Source organism: Halomonas sp. GXIMD04776, assembly GCF_049808615.1.
Taxonomy (GTDB): Bacteria; Pseudomonadota; Gammaproteobacteria; order Pseudomonadales; family Halomonadaceae; genus Modicisalibacter.
Window position 1 is genome coordinate 46,991 of sequence record NZ_JBNCAN010000020.1, and the last position, 17,828, is coordinate 64,818.

General features: G+C 60.7%; 19 protein-coding genes and 1 tRNA gene. 17 read left to right on the forward strand and 3 right to left on the reverse strand.

Features of this window, described 5'->3' with window-relative positions:
• Positions 1–81: 81 nt before the first annotated feature.
• Complete coding sequence (locus tag ACPF7Z_RS13945) at positions 82–1,320, forward strand: benzoate/H(+) symporter BenE family transporter (protein WP_425193854.1); 1,239 nt, start codon at positions 82–84, stop codon at positions 1,318–1,320.
• A 115-nt stretch (positions 1,321–1,435) separates the two neighbouring features.
• Positions 1,436–2,647: a benzoate/H(+) symporter BenE family transporter gene (locus ACPF7Z_RS13950; protein ID WP_425193855.1), complete on the forward strand. Its 1,212-nt coding sequence runs from the start codon at positions 1,436–1,438 to the stop codon at positions 2,645–2,647.
• A 39-nt stretch (positions 2,648–2,686) separates the two neighbouring features.
• Here the strand turns inward: ACPF7Z_RS13950 and ACPF7Z_RS13955 are convergent, their stop codons facing one another.
• The gene (locus ACPF7Z_RS13955) at positions 2,687–2,821 is read right to left on the reverse strand and encodes a hypothetical protein (RefSeq protein ID WP_425193856.1); all 135 of its coding nucleotides are present in this window, start codon (positions 2,819–2,821) and stop codon (positions 2,687–2,689) included.
• A 494-nt stretch (positions 2,822–3,315) separates the two neighbouring features.
• Between ACPF7Z_RS13955 and ACPF7Z_RS13960 the strand changes: the two genes are divergently transcribed.
• The 4 genes from ACPF7Z_RS13960 to pobA are packed head-to-tail and all read left to right on the forward strand — an operon-like array spanning position 3,316 to position 7,398.
• Positions 3,316–4,338 carry a TRAP transporter substrate-binding protein gene (locus ACPF7Z_RS13960; protein WP_425193857.1) on the forward strand — a complete coding sequence of 341 codons (1,023 nt, stop codon included), beginning with the start codon at positions 3,316–3,318 and terminating at the stop codon, positions 4,336–4,338.
• Positions 4,339–4,351: 13 nt separating this feature from the next.
• Positions 4,352–4,879 (forward strand): TRAP transporter small permease, encoded by a 528-nt coding sequence (locus ACPF7Z_RS13965; RefSeq protein ID WP_425193858.1) that lies wholly within the window; start codon positions 4,352–4,354, stop codon positions 4,877–4,879.
• The gene (locus ACPF7Z_RS13970) at positions 4,869–6,158 is read left to right on the forward strand and encodes a TRAP transporter large permease (protein WP_425193859.1); all 1,290 of its coding nucleotides are present in this window, start codon (positions 4,869–4,871) and stop codon (positions 6,156–6,158) included. The genes ACPF7Z_RS13965 and ACPF7Z_RS13970 overlap by 11 nt, the downstream gene beginning before the upstream one ends.
• Before the next feature lie 55 nt (positions 6,159–6,213).
• Positions 6,214–7,398 carry a 4-hydroxybenzoate 3-monooxygenase gene (pobA, locus tag ACPF7Z_RS13975; RefSeq protein ID WP_425193860.1) on the forward strand — a complete coding sequence of 395 codons (1,185 nt, stop codon included), beginning with the start codon at positions 6,214–6,216 and terminating at the stop codon, positions 7,396–7,398.
• A gap of 32 nt (positions 7,399–7,430) precedes the next feature.
• On the opposite strand, the gene ACPF7Z_RS13980 is transcribed toward pobA, so the two are convergent.
• Entirely contained in the window at positions 7,431–8,222 is a 792-nt protein-coding gene (locus ACPF7Z_RS13980; protein ID WP_425193861.1) for an IclR family transcriptional regulator domain-containing protein, read from the reverse strand.
• Between the two features lie 121 nt (positions 8,223–8,343).
• On the opposite strand from ACPF7Z_RS13980, the gene ACPF7Z_RS13985 reads away from it, so the two are divergent.
• The 7 genes from ACPF7Z_RS13985 to ACPF7Z_RS14015 all read left to right on the forward strand — a co-directional run bounded on the left by ACPF7Z_RS13985 (position 8,344) and on the right by ACPF7Z_RS14015 (position 15,353).
• Positions 8,344–9,681, forward strand: coding sequence for a class-II fumarase/aspartase family protein (locus ACPF7Z_RS13985; RefSeq protein ID WP_425193862.1), 1,338 nt, complete (start codon positions 8,344–8,346; stop codon positions 9,679–9,681).
• Positions 9,682–9,840: 159 nt separating this feature from the next.
• Positions 9,841–10,659, forward strand: a complete 819-nt coding sequence (locus ACPF7Z_RS13990; protein WP_425193863.1) for a CoA transferase subunit A — start codon at positions 9,841–9,843, stop codon at positions 10,657–10,659.
• On the forward strand, positions 10,659–11,450 hold the full coding sequence (locus tag ACPF7Z_RS13995) for a CoA-transferase subunit beta (protein ID WP_425193864.1): 792 nt from the start codon (positions 10,659–10,661) through the stop codon (positions 11,448–11,450). The genes ACPF7Z_RS13990 and ACPF7Z_RS13995 overlap by 1 nt, the downstream gene beginning before the upstream one ends.
• Positions 11,447–12,667 (forward strand): 3-oxoadipyl-CoA thiolase, encoded by a 1,221-nt coding sequence (pcaF, locus tag ACPF7Z_RS14000; protein ID WP_425193865.1) that lies wholly within the window; start codon positions 11,447–11,449, stop codon positions 12,665–12,667. Before ACPF7Z_RS13995 ends, pcaF begins: the two co-directional genes overlap by 4 nt.
• A 14-nt stretch (positions 12,668–12,681) precedes the next feature.
• Positions 12,682–13,860, forward strand: a complete 1,179-nt coding sequence (locus ACPF7Z_RS14005) for an alpha/beta fold hydrolase (RefSeq protein ID WP_425193866.1) — start codon at positions 12,682–12,684, stop codon at positions 13,858–13,860.
• 42 nt (positions 13,861–13,902) lie between these two features.
• Entirely contained in the window at positions 13,903–14,625 is a 723-nt protein-coding gene (gene pcaH / locus ACPF7Z_RS14010; protein ID WP_425193867.1) for a protocatechuate 3,4-dioxygenase subunit beta, read from the forward strand.
• A 35-nt stretch (positions 14,626–14,660) separates the two neighbouring features.
• Positions 14,661–15,353, forward strand: a complete 693-nt coding sequence (locus tag ACPF7Z_RS14015; protein ID WP_425193868.1) for a protocatechuate 3,4-dioxygenase subunit alpha — start codon at positions 14,661–14,663, stop codon at positions 15,351–15,353.
• Positions 15,354–15,497: 144 nt separating this feature from the next.
• Here the strand turns inward: ACPF7Z_RS14015 and ACPF7Z_RS14020 are convergent.
• Positions 15,498–15,587: transfer RNA gene (locus ACPF7Z_RS14020), tRNA-Ser, on the reverse strand.
• Between the two features lie 200 nt (positions 15,588–15,787).
• On the opposite strand from ACPF7Z_RS14020, the gene ACPF7Z_RS14025 reads away from it, so the two are divergent.
• From ACPF7Z_RS14025 to tusD, 4 genes are all read left to right on the forward strand, one after another.
• Positions 15,788–16,078, forward strand: coding sequence for a hypothetical protein (locus ACPF7Z_RS14025; RefSeq protein ID WP_425193869.1), 291 nt, complete (start codon positions 15,788–15,790; stop codon positions 16,076–16,078).
• A 124-nt stretch (positions 16,079–16,202) separates the two neighbouring features.
• A complete protein-coding gene (locus tag ACPF7Z_RS14030; protein ID WP_425193870.1) occupies positions 16,203–16,478 on the forward strand; it encodes a hypothetical protein in 276 nt (91 codons plus the stop codon).
• A 189-nt stretch (positions 16,479–16,667) separates the two neighbouring features.
• On the forward strand, positions 16,668–17,339 hold the full coding sequence (locus tag ACPF7Z_RS14035) for a Bax inhibitor-1/YccA family protein (RefSeq protein ID WP_425193871.1): 672 nt from the start codon (positions 16,668–16,670) through the stop codon (positions 17,337–17,339).
• Positions 17,340–17,431: 92 nt separating this feature from the next.
• Positions 17,432–17,824, forward strand: coding sequence for a sulfurtransferase complex subunit TusD (tusD, locus tag ACPF7Z_RS14040; RefSeq protein ID WP_425193872.1), 393 nt, complete (start codon positions 17,432–17,434; stop codon positions 17,822–17,824).
• Positions 17,825–17,828 lie beyond the last annotated feature (4 nt).

The window sequence follows — 17,828 nt, forward strand, 5'->3', positions numbered from 1 at the left end:
TCGGGTTCATGAATCATGCTCGATGTGAGGCCTTGCCGGGCGCGCGCTTTAAAAACAATATCAAAACCCCTGGAGAATAACGTGAAGCATATCGAAAAAGGTGTGGGTCTCATGTCGGCGCCCCGCGACTTCATGAGAGACCTCAATGCAGACAATTTCAGTGCCGGTCTGGTGGCCGGTATCTTTGGCCTCAGCGCGGGTATCATCCATATCAGTGCCGGCACCGCCGCTGGCCTCCCTCAGGAATTCACTTTGCTATGGGTCATCAGCTATTTGATGATCAACGGTTTGTTTGGGCTCTTTCTGCCGGCCTATTATCGGCTGCCTCTGCCAATGGCCAACTCCATTCCCGGCGCGTTGTTGTTCGCGGCCATCATTCCCATCGTAGGGCTCAATGAAGCGCTAGGGGCGACGCTGATCGCCGGTGCCCTCTCGCTGGTCGTCGGTCTGGCCGGGATGATGAGCATGGTCATGCGGCTGATCCCGATGCCCATTGTCATGGGCATGGTCGCGGGTATTCTGCTCAAGTTCGGTACCAATATGGTGATGCCGCTGCAGAATGCCATGCTACCGGCGGTCATCATGATCCTGTCCTTCTTCATGGCGGCACGCTACCTGCGCCGGGTACCACCGCTGGTCGTCGCTTTACTGGTCGGTGTCGCCTACATGGCATTTTCCGGCGCCGATTTCTCTACGGTGGAGTTCTCGATAAGATTCCCCGAGTTCATCATGCCCAGGTTCACCCTCGAGGCTTTCCTGGCCTACGGTTTGCCCTTGACGCTGATTCTGGTGGGCATGGAAACGCCTGCCGGGGTGGGCCTGGTCAAGGGGATGGGCTACAAGGAAGCGCCGGCCAATGCGATCACCGTCGTGGGTGGCGTCGGCACCATGGTCTCGGCCTTCTTCAACCTTCATAGCACCTGCATCGCCGCCCCCATGACCGGTATCTGCTCCGGGCCGGAGGCTGGCGACCACGACAAGCGCTGGGTAGCCGCCGTCATCGTCGGCATCATTTTCGTCGTGGCGGCGCCTTTTTATGGCTTCGTGTTCAGCCTGATCGAGGTCATGCCGAGCTATTTCATCGCCATCATTGCCGGCCTGGCGCTGCTGCGTGTGATTGGCTCGGCCATGTACATCACCTTTTCCGGCAAGCATGAAGTGGGCGCCATGTTTTCCTTCCTGATCGCCGTCTCCGGGATTCAGATTCTCGGTATCGGCTCCTCCTTCTGGGCACTGGTATTGGGGGTGGGACTCTCGTTGCTTGTCGAGTTCAAGGACTTCGAATTTACTCCTCGAATCGCGGACGAGCCTGCGACATAACGATCTGACGTATTCCGGGTATCTCCGATGATCCCGGTATCGTTCGGTTTGTATCCTTCTTGCCCGCGAGCGGTTCCAAAGCGCGGGCTTTTCCAGGTCAGCGATGGGAATGTCAATGTTCAGGACATTATCGAAAGACTGGTCGCTGTCCGCGACCACCGCAGGGTTCTTGGCGGTGCTGATTTCCTATTCCGGCCCGTTGGCGATCTTCTTTCAGGCCGCCCAGAGTGCCGATATCTCGACCGCGATGATGACCTCCTGGGTGTGGGCGATTTCAATGGGGGCGGCGGTCTCCGGTATCCTGTTGAGCGTCTGGTTGAAGGCGCCGGTGATCACCGCCTGGTCGCCCCCCGGCACGGCACTGCTGGTCACGCTGTTTCCGGAGATCTCGGTCAACGAGGCGGTAGGGGCCTATATCGTGGCGGCCGTGGTCATCCTCGTGGTCGGCATAACGGGTTCCTTCGATCGCCTGGTGCAAGTCATTCCCAAAGGGATCGCGGCGGGCATGATGGCGGGCATCCTCTTTCAGTTCGGGCTCGAGGCCTTTCTGGCCATCGAGACCACACCGGCACTCGCCATCGGCATGCTGAGCGCCTATCTGGTATTCAAGCGCCTGCTGCCACGATACTGCCTGATTCTGCTATTGCTGACCGGTGTCGTGCTGGCGGTGTGGCTGGAGGATGCGTCGCTTGCGGGCGTGCAATGGCAGCTGGCGACACCGGTCTTCATCGTTCCTGAATGGACCTGGAGTGGCACCCTGAGCCTGGCCTTGCCCCTGGTGCTGGTCAGCCTGACCGGCCAGTTCCTGCCCGGCATGGCGATCATGCGCGCAGCGGGCTATCACACCCAGGCCAAGCCCATCATCACCGTCACCAGCCTGGTGTCCGTGGTGATGGCGCTGTTCGGTGGTATCACCACGGTGGTGGCAGCGATCACGGCGGCGATCTGTACCGGCAAGGATGCTCATGAGGACCCGGACAAGCGCTACGTGGCGGGTATTGCCAATGGCGTCTTCTATCTGGTCGGCGGGCTATTCGCCGGTACCATCGTGACACTCTTCACCTCGCTGCCCGCCGCCTTCGTCGCTGTGCTGGCGGGCCTGGCGCTGATCGGGGCGATCAGCAACAACATCCTTGCCGCCGTCGCCGAGGTAGAGCATCGCGAAGCCGCGATCATCACCTTCATGGCCACCGCCTCGGGCATGAGTCTGTTTGGCCTCGGCTCGGCCTTCTGGGGCGTGGTGATCGGCTGTGGAGCCTATGCGGTATTGAGTGATAGCAGCCGAAAGGCGCCGCTTGTGGAGAAAAGGGCGGGTGGCCGATCATAGCCAGACGCGCGTAAAGAGGGGCGTCAAGATTGAGGTGCTTCATCTTCGATGGGTGGAGCCCCCTTTGCGGTTCTGATACTTGTTCCACACCTGCCTTGCCTGTTGCTTGGCCTTCTCGCGGTTCTCGGGCTTTCTCAGCCAGTTGGCCACTGCCGCAACGATATAGCGTTTCATCGGATTCTCCTGTCGCTGATTCGTCTCCATTTGACTACGTGGAGGGCATGGCCAGAAGAATCAAGCACCGAGGGGAAGGTCATGTCCTCGATCAGCAAGCAATCCAGTCCGAGACGTCCTGCTTAACTCACGGCCAGGGAGATCGAGATGTGGGATCTGGCCATCCGTGTTGGTCGTCTGGGTGACAGCCCGTTGCGGGCCAAGGAAGCTGGGGGAGTGCAAGATGCTGGTATGTGCCGCTCCGGCGTACCTTCAGCGGCATGGTCCTTCCCAAAGGCGGCCGCCGGCCAAGATTCGAACAATGATCGACTATCTGGCGGAGGTGTTCGCTGTTTCGCAAGGAAGAGGCTTGTGATTCGACCAAGGTCGATTTTCATCGAGGACACTAGGTGCTATAACTAAACGAATGATAGACGAACGCATGTTCATTATACGAACATTCTATAATGAGCATGCAACGGCAAACAATCACAACGACACATCCGGAGATTCCCATGCATCGTAAGCTCACCTGCTGTGCGCTCATGTTGGCCATCGCCGGGGCCAGTCTCTCGGCCCAGGCCGCCACCACCCTGCGCATGTCGCATTTTTGGCCCGGCGCCTCGGCCATCAATGAGGATATTTTTCAGGCGTGGGCGGACACTGTCGAGGAGGAATCTGGAGGCGAGTTACGGGTGCAGAACTTTCCCTCCGGTACTCTGAGCAAGGCCGACGACGCTTACGAAGGCGCGGTCAAGGGCATCTCCGATATCGCCATCACCGCCCAGGGCTACACGGCGGGCCGCTTCCCGCTGTCGCAGATCGTCGAGTTGCCCGGCGTGGCGGATTCCGCCCCGCAAGGGGCCTGTATCCTGCAGACACTTTACGACGAGGGCCGCATCGAGCAGGAATACGACGACACCCATGTGCTGTTCATGTTTACCACCGGACCGGGCTACATCCATACCAAGGACACCGACGTACAGGTGCCCGCCGATCTGGAAGGACTGCGCATTCGCCGCCCCACCGCCGTGGCCGGTGACATTCTCGATAACATGGGGGCCAGCCCGGTCGGCATGCCCGCGCCGGACATTTACACCGCCATGCAGCGTGGTGTGATCGACGGCCTGAGCTTTCCCTGGGAGGGCATGAAGGTCTTCCGACTCAACGAGTTGGCCAACTATCACACCCAGGTGCCGTTCTACACGCTGATCTTCGTCGCCACCATGAGCCAGCGCAGCTACGACCGGCTGAGCGCTGAGCAACAGGCGGTGATCGACGCCAATTCGGGCATGCAGTGGGCGAAGAACGCCGGGGAAGTCTTTGCTGCCCTGGACAAGGCCGGCAAGCAGGAAGCCGAGGAGGCGGGCCACACCATTCGCGTGGTGGAGAAGCCTCTCGAGAATCCCGACTGGCAGAAGCCGCTGCAGGATGGGATCGATAATTATCTGGCACGGCTCGAGGAACGCGGTCTCGATCAGGCCCAGGAAGTCTATCAGGCGGCGCTGAAAGCGCGGCAATCCTGCCCTTCGAGCTAACCAGGAACCTCACATGCAACAGCGACTCCAGCAACTCAGTCGCGGCCTCGAGCGCCTGTGCCGGCTAGTGGCCGGCATTTTCCTGGTGCTGCCGCTGCTGGTGACCATCGTCGATGTCGCCACGCGTTACCTGTACAGGCTCACCGAGGGGGCGTTCTCCTTCACCATTCTCGGTAGCGTGGAACTGGTGAGCTATTCGATGTTGTTTGCGCTGCTCGCGGCGATGGCCGCCAATGTCGAGAAGAGCCAGGTGGTGGTGGAGGCCTTCAGTCATAACCTGAGCGATGCCTTGAAGACCCGTCTCCACGGCATCTACCTGCTGGGGTTCACGGTGCTGGGTGGGGTGTTGTGCATCGGCTTGTGGGATGCGGCATACAGCGCCGCCGGCTACGGTGAAGTCACCCAGGACCTGCGCCTGCCGATGAGTCCCATTTATTATGTGGCGGCGGCGTTGAGTCTGCTACTCGCGTTGCGCAGCCTGATCCACGCCTGGTTGAGTGCCGTGCATGGCGTGCCTGGGGAGTTCTCCCATGGCGACTGAAACCATAGGCGCGCTGGGGCTTGGCCTGCTGCTGGTGCTGATGGTGCTGCGCGTACCGGTAGCCTTGACCATGCTGATCGTCGGGGTGGTGGGATTTGCCCAGGTGATCGACTGGGGTGCGGCCATTTCGATGCTCAAGTCGGTGCCGGTGGAGGTGCTCACCAACTACAGCTTCAGCGCCATTCCCATGTTCATCCTCATGGGCGTACTGGCGGCGCATTCGGGCATGGCCGGCAAGCTGTTCGAATCGACCCGGGTGATCTGCGGCGGCTGGAAGGGCGGTCTGGCCATCGCCGCGGTAGGCTCCTGCGGTATCTTCTCCTCGATTTCGGGGTCCTCACTGGCCACGGCCAGCACCATGACCCGGGTGGCGCTGCCGGAGATGGAGCGCTACGGCTACGATCGCGGCCTGGCCACAGGGGCGCTGGCCGCCGGTGGCACCCTGGGCATCATGATCCCGCCGAGTATTGCGCTTCTGATCTACGCCATCCTCACCGAGCAGTCGGTGGGCGACATGTTCATGGCCGGGCTGGTGCCGGGACTAATGGGAATGGCGATGTATGCCTTGACGGTCATGGTGATGGTGCGCCTCAAGCCAGGATTGGTCGCCGCCGGGGAATCGACCTCGTGGAAAGAGAAATTTGCCTCTCTGGTGGGGCTAGTGCCTTTCCTGGTGGTCTTTCTGATAATCATCCTGGGCATTTACTTCGGCGCCTTCACCCCCACGGAAGGAGCCAGCGTGGGGGCCTTCGCCACCTTGCTCTATGCGCTGATCAAGGGGCTGCGCGCTAGGGAGCTGTGGCAGGCGGTACAGGAAACCCTGGCGCTTTCCACGGTGGTGTTCTTCATGCTCGTAGGGGCCGAGACCCTGGGCTACTTCATCTCGGTGTCGCGCATCGCGTTCTCGATCAGCGATCTGCTATACACCATGGACCTGTCGCCGATGGTGGTGGTGCTGTGCATCCTGCTGCTGTACTTCGTGCTCGGCATGTTCATGGACGCTATCGCGATGCTCGTGATCACGGTGCCGGTGGTCTTTCCGATCATCCAATCGCTCGGCATTGATCCGGTGTGGTTCGGCATTATCACAGTGCTCACGGTAGAGCTCGGTCTTATCACCCCGCCGGTGGGCATGAACGTCTTCGTTATCAAGGCGATGGCGCCCCATGTGGGGCTGGGGGAGATCTTCAAGGGCGTGACCCCCTTCATCGTCTCGGACTTCCTGCGCCTGGCACTGCTGATCCTGTTCCCGGTCCTGACCACGCTGTTCCTGCTCTGAAACAGACAGTGTTTTTATCGACGTACCGACAACCACACTGCGAAGAGGTGCCTTCATGAAAACACAAGTGGCCATTATCGGTGCGGGGCCGTCCGGCTTGCTGCTGGGCCAGTTGCTTCAGCGCCAGGGTATCGAGAACGTCATTCTCGAGCGGCGTACCGGCGAGTATGTGCTGAGCCGCATTCGCGCCGGGGTGCTGGAGCAGAGCATGGTCGACCTGCTGCGCGAGGCCGGCGTCGACGAGAACATGGATGCGGAAGGGCTACCCCACGAGGGCTTCGAGCTGGCCTTCGACAATCGACGCGAGCGGGTCGATCTCAAGGAGTTGACCGGCGGCAAGACAGTGATGGTCTACGGCCAGACCGAAGTTACTCGGGATCTGATGGAAGCCCGCGAGGCCGTCGGTGCCCAGACGATCTACGAAGCGGAAAACGCTCAGCCTCACGATTTGGAAAGCGATAGTCCTTATGTCACGTACGAGAAGGATGGTGAGGTCCATCGTCTGGACTGTGACTATGTCGCAGGCTGCGACGGCTTCCATGGGGTGGCACGTCAGTCGATCCCCGCCGATCGTATCAACACCTTCGAACGAGACTACCCCTTTGGCTGGCTGGGAATGCTCTCGGATACACCGCCGGTGGCGGAGGAGCTGATCTACGCCAGTCACGCCCGGGGCTTTGCCCTGTGCAGCATGCGCTCCAAGACCCGCAGCCGCTACTACGTGCAGGTTTCCAACGAGGAAAGGGTCGAAGACTGGTCCGACGAGCGTTTCTGGGAGGAGCTCAAGCGCCGGATACCCGACGACGTCGCCGCAAATCTGGTCACGGGCCCCTCCATTGAAAAGAGCATCGCGCCACTGAGAAGCTTTGTCGCCGAGCCCATGCAGTATGGCCGCCTGTTTCTGGTGGGCGATGCCGCCCACATCGTGCCGCCCACCGGGGCCAAGGGCCTCAATCTAGCCGCCAGCGACGTCAACACGCTCTATCGCGTGATGGTCAAGGTGTATCAGGAAGGGCGTACCGATCTGATCGAGCGCTATTCCGAGGTGTGTCTGCGGCGCATCTGGAAGGCAGAGCGTTTCTCCTGGTGGATGACCTCGATACTGCACAAGTTTTCCGAGGAAGAGGACTTCAATGCGCGCATGCAGCGGGCCGAGCTCGACTACTACACCGGCTCCGAGGCAGGGCTCAAGGTCATTGCCGAGAACTATGTGGGGCTGCCCTACGAATCGCTGGAGTAGCGGAAAAATCAGCGAACGAGGCGCGGCAAGTGTCAACTGACATTGGCACGGATCAGCCGGGCCTTGTCCTGCAGCAGCGGCAGGAAAGTATCGCGCAGGGTTTCGAAGTCGATGCGCGAGGCATTGGTGCTGATGTTGATTGCGCCCAGCAGTCTGTCATTGGCATCGAAGGCGGGCACCGCCAGGGAGCGCAATCCTGAATCCAGTTCTTGATCGACGATGCAGTAACCCTGCTGGCGCACCTTGAGAAGGCAGTTGCGCAACTGGGCGCGATCGACGATGGACTTGTCGGTATGGCGCTCGAGGGTGACCCTGGCGAGATAGGCCTCGAGCTCATCGTCCGGCAATTGCGCCAGCAGCATTCGGCCCATGGAGGTGTAGGCCGCGGGCAGGCGCGTGCCCACGGAAAGCGAGATCGCCATCAGGCGATGCTTGGCGGCGGAGCGGGCCACGTAGATGACCTCGTCGCCATCCAGCACGCCCAGCGACGAGGACTCGCCGCTTTCATGGGTGATGTCCTCGAGATATTGCTGGATCACCGAGCGATAGTTGTTGGCCGAAAGAAAGGAATAGCCGAGTTGCAACACCTTGGGCGCCAGTGTGAAGTGGCGCTGTTCCTTGCGTACATAGCCCAGGGCGTGCAGCGTCAGCAAAAAGCGTCGGGCGCGGGCACGGTTCATGCCGGTGCGTGCCGCCACTTCGCTCAGCGTCATGCGCGGATTGGCGGCATCGAAGGCCAGAATGACCTCCAGACCGCTGGCCAGTGCGGTGACGAAATCGCGATCATCGGCGGTCAGGGTATCGTCTTGTAGCGGGGCGTTCATCGAATCTCTTCCTTGGCATGTTGCTTGGCGCTAGGGCTCAATCTAGCATAATGTTCGAATGACGAACATACGTGCGTAGCCTTGCAGCAGACTGATGCCCTGATCACTTGGAGAACTCGTCATGCCTGATGCCCTGATCCAGCACCCTTTCATGAGTACTGGCGCCCTGAACACATGTACCAACGAGGCGATGGTTCGCGCCATGCTGGCCTTCGAGCTGGCCCTGGCCGAGGTGCAGGAGACCGCCGGCATCTTGCCCAAGGGCACGAGTCAGCGCATGACGACGGCGTTCTGGGACCATGCCTTCGATCTCGACGCCATCGCCTCGGGAATCGCCAGCGGTGGCAACGCCGCCATTCCCTTCGTCAAGCAGGGCCGCGCCGCGCTCCCCGAAGATCTCAAATCCTGTTGGCATCAGGGTGCCACCAGCCAGGACGTGCTCGACACGGCCTTGATGCTGCTACTCAAGCCGCGCCTGAAAGCAATCGATCATCTGCTCCAACGTACCAAATCAGCCTCCCTCGTATTGATGAACACTCATGCCGAGACGCCTATGGTCGGCCGCACCCTGATGCAGCAGGCGCTACCGATCACTTTCGGCGTCAAGGTTGCCCACTGGGCGCTGGGGCTTGAGCAGGCGCGCCGGCGTCTTGCGCCCTTGATCGAGAGTGGGCTGCCGGTGCAGTTCGGCGGCGCAGTGGGCGTGCATTCGGGCTGGGGAGAGCAGGGGGTCGAACTCATGGTCATGCTGGCACAGAAACTGGGACTGGCCACTCCGGTGCTGCCCTGGCACACCGATCGGCAACCGATCCATGCCTTGGCCACGGCTCTGGATGCCGTCGCCGGTGCCGCCGAGAAAGCCGCCCTGGATATCGCCTTGTTGACCCAGACAGAAGTCGGCGAGGTGAGCGAGCCCGGCGGCGAGGGCATGGGCGAATCCTCGTCGATGCCCCACAAGCGCAACCCGGTGCGCTGTGCCCTGATTCGCGGGGCGGTGCGTCAGGTGCATGGCCACACGACGGTGATCCTCAATGCCACCGCCCAACCCCTGGAACGGGGGCTGGGGGAATGGCATGCGGAATGGGCGCCGCTGGTGGATAGTGCCTTGCTGGTCGAAGGGGCGCTGGAACGACTGGTGGAGTTGTTCGAGGGGCTGGAGGTACATTCAGAAGCCATGCGCCGTAACTTGGAAATTACCGGTGGAGCGATCATGGCGGAGCCGGTCGCGCGACTGCTGGCCCCGGTTCTCGGCCAGGACGCCGCCAAGCGCCTCAGTACCGAAGCCGCCGAGACGGCGCGTCGCACCGGCAGAGGCTACGCTGAGGTATTGGGTAACCATGGCGAAGTGAAGGAAGGTATAGAGGCGAGCGAATTGGACAGGGTGACGAATCCGGCCTTATACCTTGGTAGTAGTAAGGCGCAAGTGGAGCGCGCCATTGCCTGGCTTCAAGCAAATTAACTCAATGATCCGACACTGATTTTCAGCGTATTTGATCCAGGGAAGGCGAGCCTTCCCTGTTTTGTTTGGATTTGACGAACCGGTATACAGCGCTTATTTTGTTCGTATTACAAACCTATGTTCACTAAACGAACAAATAAGAGCGAGAGGTAAACGATCATGGCCGAGTTCCTCAGCCTGCATGACGCGGTGGCGCGCTACGTCGACGACGGCGCCACCGTGGCCATGGAAGGCTTCACCCACCTGATTCCCTTTGCCGCAGGCCACGAGGTGATCCGCCAGGGCCGGCGCGACCTGACGTTGATCCGCATGACCCCGGACATTGTCTACGATCAATTGATCGGCGCCGGCTGTGTCAAGAAGCTGATCTTCTCCTGGGGTGGCAATCCTGGCGTCGGCTCGCTGCATCGCCTGCGCGATGCGGTGGAGAAGGGCTGGCCGCACAAGATCGAGATCCTCGAACACAGCCATGCCGCCATGGCCTGCGCCTACGAGGCCGGGGCCGCCGGTCTGCCATTGGCGGTGCTGCGCGGCTACGTGGGCAGCGATCTGCCCAAGGTCAACGATCAGATCAAGTTCATCGAGTGCCCCTTCAGCAGCGAGCGCCTCGCCGCGGTGCCTTCGGTGCGCCCGGATGTCTCCATCGTGCATGCCCAGAAGGCCGACCGGCAGGGCAATGTGCTGGTGGAAGGCATCATCGGTGTCCAGAAGGAGGCCGTGCTGGCCGCCAGGGCGAGCATCGTCACCGTCGAGGAAATCGTCGACGACCTGGGCGTCGAGCCCAACGCCTGCGTGATTCCCGGCTGGGCGATCAATGCCATCGCGGTGGCCGAGCAGGGCGCCTATCCCTCCTACGCCCACGGCTACTACCCGCGCAACAACCGCTTCTACAAGGAGTGGGACGCCATCGCCCGGGATCGCGATACCTTCACCCAATGGATCGAAGAGAACGTCATGAATGCAGGGGGGCAAGCCTGATGAGCACCGAATACACTTCCGCAGAGATGATGACCGTCACCGCCGCCCGCGCCCTGGAAAACGGCATGACCTGCTTCGTCGGCATCGGACTGCCTTCCGAGGCCGCCAACCTGGCACGACTGACCCACGCGCCGGACGTGGTGCTGATCTACGAATCCGGCACCCTGCAGACCAAGCCGGAGGTGTTGCCGCTGTCCATTGGCGACGGCGAGCTGTGCGAGTCGGCGCTGACCACGGTCTCGGTCCCCGAGATGTTTCGCTACTGGCTGCAGGGCGGTCATGTCAGCGTCGGTTTCCTGGGCACCGCCCAGATCGATCGTTTCGCCAATCTCAATACGACCCTGATCGGCGATTACGCCGCACCCAAGGTGCGCTTGCCCGGTGGTGGCGGCGCGCCGGAGATCGCGACGAATGCGGGTGAGGTCTTCGTCACCTTGAAGCACTCCAAGCGCACCTTCGTCAAGGACGTGGACTTCGTCACCACCCTGGGCTTCGGGCGTGACGGCAAGGGGCGCGACGACGTACCCAATATCGGCAAGGGGCCGACCCGAGTGATCACCGACCTGTGCGTGATGAAGCCGGATCCGATCACCAAGGAACTCACCGTCACCTCGCTGCATCCCGGTGTGACGAAGGAAGACGTGATCGAAGCCACCGGCTGGGAGGTCCGCTTCGCCGATTCCCTCGAGGCCACGCCGGAGCCGAACGCCCGAGAGCTCGAGGTACTGCGCGAACTTAAGGAACGCACCGCCCGCCACCATGCCGGTGAGGCGCCGGGGGAGAGATCATGAGCCAGGCCGATAGCAACTCCGTTTATCTGTGTCATCCCCGGCGCACCGCCGTGGGTCGCTTCGGCGGTACCCTGGCCGCGGTGCGTCCCGACGATTTCGCCGCCGACATCTTCAAGGCGGTGCTGGTCGAGGCGCCGAGCCTCGATCCCGCCGTTATCGACGAGGTGATCATGGGCTGCGCCAACCAGGCGGGCGAGGACAACCGCAACGTGGCGCGCATGTCGGCGCTGCTCGCGGGCCTTCCGACCTCGGTGCCGGGTACCACCATGAACCGCCTGTGTGGCTCCGGCATGGATGCGGTGGGTACCGCCTTTCGCGCCATCAAGGCCGGCGAGTTCGAGCTGGCGCTGGCCGGCGGGGTGGAGTCCATGTCCCGAGCCCCCTTGGTGATGGGCAAGGCCGAGACGGCCTTTGCACGCAACCAGAAGATCGAGGACACCACCATCGGCTGGCGCTTCGTCAACCCCTTGATGAAGCAGGTGTACGACACCCACTCCATGCCGGAGACCGCCGAGAACGTTGCCGAACAGTTCAAGGTGTCGCGCGAAGATCAGGATGCCTTCGCCCTGCGCTCCCAGCAGAAGGCCGAGCGAGCCCAGCGGGAAGGGCGCTTCGCCGAGGAGATCACCGCCATCGAGATCCGCCGGCGCAAGCAGGCGCCGCTGATCTTCGATCAAGACGAGCACTTGCGACCGGGCACCACCCTGGAAAAGCTGGCCAAGTTGCCAACTCCGTTCCGTGAGAACGGCAGCGTCACCGCCGGCAATGCCTCCGGAGTCAATGACGGCGCCGCGGCCATGCTGGTGGCCAGCGAGGCAGCGGTGGAACAGCATGGCCTCAAACCCATGGCGCGTATCCTGGGTATGGCCACCGCCGGGGTCGATCCGCGCATCATGGGCATCGGCCCGGTGCCGGCGACGCGCAAGCTGCTCGATCGACTCGGCATGTCGATCGACGACATCGATATCATCGAGCTCAATGAAGCCTTCGCCGCCCAGGCCCTGGCCTGCATGCGCGAACTGGATATCGCCGACGACGACCCGCGGGTCAACCCCAACGGCGGCGGCATTGCCTTGGGCCACCCGCTGGGCATGTCCGGGGCACGCCTGCTGCTCACCGCCGCTCATGAGCTGCAAAAAACCGGCAAGCGCTATGCCCTGTGCACCATGTGCATCGGCGTGGGGCAGGGGATTGCCACGGTGATCGAACGCGTGTAACCAAGGAGGCTTTCATGGCATTTCTGACTATCAATGGTCGCAGCGTCGCCTATCGTCTACTGGGCGATGTGGCCAACCCGCTGGTGATGCTGGCGCATCCGCTGGGCATGACCCAGGCGGTATGGGACGACATTCTGCCGGCGCTGTTGCCGCGCTATCGAATACTGACCTGGGACCTGCCGGGCCATGGTGCCAGCGAAGCCTGGGGGCAGGGCGAGATTGCTCCCGAGGATCTGGCGGACGAGGCGTTGACCTTGGCCGAGCATGCCGGCGCCTCGTGCTTTCATTTCGTCGGCACCTCCATCGGCGGCGTGGTGGGTCAGCAGCTGTTGGTGGATCATGCCGAAAAACTGCTATCGGCGACCCTGACCAACACCGGCGCGGTGATCGGCAGCACCGACAACTGGAATGCCCGGGCCGGTCGCGTGCGTGAGGAAGGCATCGCGGCATTGACCGATGAGGTCGTGCCGCGCTGGTTTTCCGAGGCCAAGCGCGAGAGCGAACCGGCCATGGAAGCCGGCTGGAAGGTGCAGATGGCGCGCACCAACGGCGAGAGTTACGCCAAGCTGTGCGAGATGCTCGGGCGCACCGATTTCCGTGGAAAGCTCAAGGACAGCAGCGTCAGCGTACATCTGCTGGGCGGCAGCGAGGACATGGCCACACCGCCGGAGACCCTGAAGATCCTGGCGGCGGAGTGCGACGACGCCCCCCTGGAGATCCTCGAGAATTTCGCTCATGTGCCCTCGGTGGAATCCCCCGAGGCAGTCGCCCGGCGTCTGCTTGAGTGGCTGGCCGTGGATCGCCCCCAGGTCGATGAGCAGGGCGTTGCGTATGCTCAGGGGCTGGAAACCCGCAAGCAGGTCCTCGGCGAGGCGCATGTCGACAAGGCATCGAAGTCCGCCACTACCCTCGATGCCCCCTTCCAGCAAATGATCACCCGCCTGGCCTGGGGCGAGCTATGGGGCAACGCTGATCTGACCCATCGCGAGCGCAGCATGATCACCACCGCCATTCTGGCGGCGCTGGGGCGCCAGGAGCTGGAACTGCATCTGAAGACCGCTCAGCGTCTGGGAATAAGCGAGGCAGAGTTGCGTCAGGTATTGATGCACGTGGCCATCTACGCCGGCGTTCCGGCGGCCAATCATGCCTTCGCCGAAGCCAAGCGGTTGGGCTGGGGCAACGCTTTGAGTTGATCGTAACCGTTCAAGCCCTATTGACTAGAAAGAGTCTTTAACATGAAAAATAGTACTCGGCGCTTCGTGGCGCGCGACCGCAACTGGCATCCACCCGCTTACGCCCCGGGCTACAAGACCACCGTGGCACGCTCGCCCCGCCAGGCATTGGTCAGCATGCAGCACCCGACCGTTTCCGAGCTCTCGGGGCCCGATTTTCGCGGGCTGCGCATGGGCCCCTACGACAACGATTTGCTGATGAACTTCACCCAGGGGCAGGGGTTGCCGATAGGCGAGCGCATGATCATGTTCGGTCGCGTGGTCGATCAGTTTGGCAAGCCGGTACCGCATACCCTGGTGGAGATGTGGCAGGCCAACGCCGGTGGTCGTTATCGCCACAGGAACGACAACTACCTGGCGCCGCTGGACCCCCATTTCGGTGGCGTCGGCCGTTGCCTGACCGATGACCAGGGCTGGTATCATTTCCGTACCATCAAGCCAGGCCCTTATCCCTGGCCCAACGACGTGAACAGCTGGCGGCCCTCGCACATTCATGTCTCGGTGATGGGGCCGTCGATCTCCACGCGACTGATCACCCAGATGTACTTCGAGGGCGATCCGCTGATTCCGAAGTGCCCCATCGTGCATACCCTCAACGACCCGGACGCGGTCGAGACCATGATCGGACGGCTGGACATGGCGCGCAGCAATCCCATGGATAGCCTCGCCTATCGCTTCGATCTGGTGGTGCGCGGCGAGCTGCAGACCTATTTCGAAAATCAATGAGTTCGGTTCGAGAATCAATAATGGGAAACGACAACATGCAACAGCCCAACACCCGGCCCAGTGACGCCTTGATGCTGCGCGAGACCGCCTCCCAGACCGCCGGCCCCTACGTGCATATCGGCCTGGCGCTGGCCGCCGCGGGTAACCCGACCCGGGATGAAGAAATCTGGAACGAGATGGCTAAGGATGACGCGCAGGGCGAACATATCGAGGTGGTCGGCACCGTGATTGACGGCAACGGCGATCTGGTGCGCGACGCCTTCATCGAGGCCTGGCAGGCGGATAGTAGCGGCGTCTATCGGCACGAGTTCGACCTCGAGCAATCCTTCAACAGCTTCGGGCGTACCGCCACCACCTTCGAGCACGGCAGCGAGTGGACGCTGAAAACCATCAAGCCTGGCCCGGTACGCGTGGATGGCCTTGATGAGGAACATGGCGCCATCGACGACAAGGATTCCTACCTGGCCAGCGAGCGCAGTGCCAAGGTAATGGCGCCGCATATCAACCTGTCGATCTTCGCCCGGGGGATCAATATTCATCTGCAGACCCGGCTTTATTTTGAGGACGAAGCCGAGGCCAATGCGAAATGCCCGGTGCTCTCGCGCATCGAGTCCGAGGCGCGACGCCAGACCCTGATCGCCAAGCGCGAGGAGGCCGATGGCAAGGTGCGCTATCGCCTGGATATCCGCTTGCAAGGCGACAGCGAGACGGTGTTCTTTGATTTCTAAAGCGTGTCGGCTCGTCAGATGGCGGTCTTGGGAACTTAACTGTCAAAGGCTCGATTAGGTTGTTTAACTACATTCAAACTTTTTGAGGGGGGATGTGGGGTAGGCTGGAAATATTGATGTAAGTGATTAAGTTGAAAAAACAAGTGGCGGAGGGACAGGGATTCGAACCCTGGAAGGGCGTTAACCCTTGCCGGTTTTCAAGACCGGTGCATTCAACCGCTCTGCCATCCCTCCGGCTCACGGCGCTAAATACTACCAACTTTGGCTGATTCGTCAAGGGCGTTGGCAATCAGAGGGTTAAACCGCATATTCTCGACTAAGGTGAAACGAACAGAGTGCCGTCCAGCCTCAAGAGTGGAAATTCACTGCTAGCGCCGACATTTGATATGACACTTTCTTGAGCTTTCTTGAACAGATGCAAGTGAGAGGTAGGCATGATGGAAAACATTACTCGAATACCGATAGAGGAGGCGTATGGCATTCAGCTCGCCGATGTCCATATCGTCGGTGCGGTAGGTCGCCATGATGATTCTCACCGCTACGTCGAGTTGATGAGTGACCCTCAGCACATTCCGACCGAAGGCGCTGGTACCGAAGGAGTCTCCAACCTGTTGCTGATCGAGATCGACGATCCCAACGATCCGGAATGCCTGCGAGAGGCAATAGATACGTTGACCCAGCATGAGTACTTCGAGCAGCGTCATCATCACTTCAAGCAGTATTGACCCACGGATAAAGGCGATCCGCCGGATTGCCGGGTTGTGACGCCGATGGACGCCTGTTTGACATGGCTGTTAAGATAGATTTCGCTTATATTGAGTCGGTACGTAAAAATCAAAGGAGCACGACATGGAAATCACGATCCTGAATACCGGTGAAGACAAGGACGAGTTCCACGAGCTGGCCGCGGGTGAGCTAGGCTCCACGTTGCGCAAGGCCGGCAAAGATTATCTCGGTAGCAAGAATCTCTCAGAGAATCAGCTACGTGAAATGCAGCAGAACGATGAACAGGCCTTCAAGCAACTAGAAGAAGAAATGACTCGGCATGCGCTCGAGGTGGCCAAGGTTTCTCGCAACACCTCGGTAGCCTTGCGTCTGAATCTCGACGGTCCCAAGCAGCCCTGAAGCACCACCCTATCAATGACAGTTCCTGACGGCTGATACTGATAGCGAAGAAGAGCCTCGGTCATGAGGCTCTTTGATGTAATCGTTATCCGAATCAGCCAGCGTTGGTGTAATGCACTTGCGCGGGGAACGATCAGGCTGCATTCTTGGTCTATTATTCGTATCCCAACCTCTTAGGAGCTTAATTCAATGGCCTACCAGCAGTCGTCGCATGTGACTGAGCGCCAGACCAGTGCGGTCAGTACCAATAAGGTTCTCCGCAATACCTACATGCTTCTGGCAATGACCTTGTTGTTCTCGGCTGTTACCGCCGGAGCCGCCATGGCCATGGGCGTTGGCCAGATGAACATCTTCGTGTTCTTCATCGGTGCCTATGGCTTGATGTTCCTGGTCCACAAGACCGCCAACTCAGCGATGGGGCTGCTCGCAACCTTCGCTTTCACTGGCTTCATGGGCTTTACATTGGGGCCGGTATTGAGCCTCTATCTGTCGATCCCCAACGGTGCGCAGTTGGTGATGACAGCGCTGGCCATGACCGGGGCGACCTTCCTGGGCCTGTCCGCCGTCGCCTTGATCACCAAGAAGGATTTCAGCTTCCTGAGCAACTTCCTGCTGGCCGGCGCCATCGTGCTTATTCTGGCGATGGTGGTGGCGATGATCTTCAACATCACTGCGCTGGCCCTGGCGGTTTCTGCAGGTTTCGTGCTGTTTTCTTCCGCGGTGATTCTGTACCAGACCAGTGAAATCGTGCACAGAGCGGGTGAGACCAATTACATTCTGGCCGCCATCACGCTCTACGTTTCGATCTATAATCTGTTCATCAGCCTGCTGTCCATACTGGGTGTGATGAACAACGATTGATCGGATAGTCGTTGCTGTAGTATCACGAGGCCCCGCCTATCAAGGCGGGGCCGCTTTGTTTTGAATCTGTCGTCGCGGAGTAATGTCGGGTCATGCGTTATGCACTGCTTGTCCAAGGCGCCCCTTACAGCCATCAGGCGTCGCACTCGGCGCTGAGATTTGCAGCGGCGTTGATCGATCGGGGTCATCGACTCGAGACGGTGTTCTTTTATCATGATGGTGTCTACAACGCTCAGCGGTTGGCGACGCCGCCCCAGGACGAACCTCATTTGGTGGACGCCTGGTGCCGCTTGCATCATGAACAGGGCACTGCGCTATTGGTTTGTGTAGCGGCGGCATTGAAGCGCGGTGTGATCGACGAGCGTGAATCACATCGCCATGGCAAACAGGGCCACAGCCTCGCAGAGTGCTTTGAGCTGACCGGGGTGGGGCAACTGGTCGAGGCCGCAATGACCCATGATCGTTTGATCACCTTTTCGCCCTAGGAGG